Origin of the sequence: Sphingomonas sp. FUKUSWIS1 (assembly GCF_000733135.1) — a bacterium.
Taxonomy (GTDB): Bacteria; Pseudomonadota; Alphaproteobacteria; order Sphingomonadales; family Sphingomonadaceae; genus Sphingomonas; species Sphingomonas aerolata.
Genome location: NZ_JPJC01000073.1, coordinates 3,057 through 4,618 on the forward strand (window position 1 = coordinate 3,057; position 1,562 = coordinate 4,618).

The following is a 1,562-nucleotide window of genomic DNA, read 5'->3' on the forward strand; positions in this document are numbered from 1 at the left end:
GCGAGGTGAAGCCGCCCGAAATGTCGGCATAGCGGAACCGCTCGACGATGTTCCAGTCGTCCGCGAGCGGGATCTGCGTCTCGAGGCCCGCCGAATAGACGACCGGGTGCTGGCCGTCACGGATCGACCGCGTGGTCAGCCGGTTGTTGCCGTCGAGCGTCTGCGCGGTACGGATGTTGGCGCTATGCAGCGTGCCGTTGTTGATCGAGAAATTGGCGATGCTGCTGTAATCGGGGTCGCTGTTGCTGCCCGTGACGCGCACCGGGTTGGGGAGGTAGCCGATCGCGCGGTCGTCGAGATACTTGCCGTAGAGCCGGACATAGCCGCCATTGCCGAACGACTTGGTAATGTTCGCCTTGAGCTGGCCGCCCTTGACGCCGTCGAAGCCGACTTCGCGCTGGCCGTCGCCGATCCGGTAGAAGCCGCCGACATGATAGGTGACGCTGTCGGAGAGCTTGCCGCCCTGGTCGAAATCGACGCGGAATTCGCGGTAGTCGAGGCCGCTCGACAGCTGGAACGCGCCGCCTTCCTGCTCGCCGGTCTTCGAGATGAAGTTGATCACGCCGCCCGGCGAGTTGGACGCGAAGGTCGAGGCGGAGCCGCCGCGGACCGACTCGACGGTGCGGACGTTGAAATCGGCGCGCAGGAAGATGTCGGCATTACCGAAAGTGATGTCGCCGAATTCGAGGATCGGCAGACCGTCTTCCTGGAGCTGGAGGAACTTCGAGCCGCCCGACGCGACCGGCAGGCCGCGGACCGAGATGTTGGCGTTGCCGTCACCGCCCGAGGCCTCGACGCGGATGCCGGGCAGGTTGCGCAGCAGCTCGCCCGAGGTGCGCGGCGCGAGCTGGATCAGCGCGTCGGAGCCGATCGAGCTGGTCGTGATCGAGGTGTTGAGGCGGTTGGTGCCGCGCGCGACCGCGGTGACGACGATGTCGTCCTGGCCGTCGATCGGCGCCGGCGTCGCGTTGGTGTCGCCTGGCTGATCGCTCGGTGCGGGTGCGGCCTGAACGGGTACGTCCTGGATGGGCGCGGTCTGCGCCGCGGCCACCGTCGTGAAGGACGTGGCGGCGATTCCGGCGAGCAAAACGTAACGTGCTTTCATGATATCCTCCCTGCGCGGTGGCTTTCTATGAAGCCCAGAATCGCCTCATACGCTTTTCGCAATCGATTGCAAGACGTGTTATGCAATCGATTGTGAAGCGTTGAAATCAGCGCAGGCGGAGCGGTTCAGGCGGACTGGCGCTCGATCAGGACGGGGGTGACGATCGCGGATCCGGTCGCATGGCCCGCGATCCGCTGCATCAGGCGATCGACCATCAGCGCGGCGCCCTCGGCGAGATCCTGGCGGATGGTCGTGAGCGCTGGCGAGGTGTGCGCGGCCAGCGTGACGTCGTCATAGCCGATCACTGCGGTGGTGGTGGGGACGTCGATCCCGGCTTCGGCGAGCGCGCGCAGCACGCTCATTGCGGCGACGTCGGACGCGGCGAAGATGCCGTCGGGCGGCGGCGCGGCGGCGAGCCGCTGCGCCATCGCCGCGTGCACGGCCTCCGGGGTCATCG

The 1,562-nt window shown here is 66.8% G+C and carries 2 protein-coding genes; both read right to left on the reverse strand.

The features are described 5' to 3' along the window. A partial coding sequence (locus tag sphsw_RS05680; protein ID WP_031439751.1) for a TonB-dependent receptor plug domain-containing protein occupies nt 1-1,105 on the reverse strand: 1,105 nt, incomplete at its 3' end. A 125-nt stretch (nt 1,106-1,230) separates the two neighbouring features. Beyond that, nucleotides 1,231-1,562 (reverse strand): substrate-binding domain-containing protein (locus sphsw_RS05685; RefSeq protein WP_031439752.1); only part of this gene is annotated, 332 nt, incomplete at its 5' end.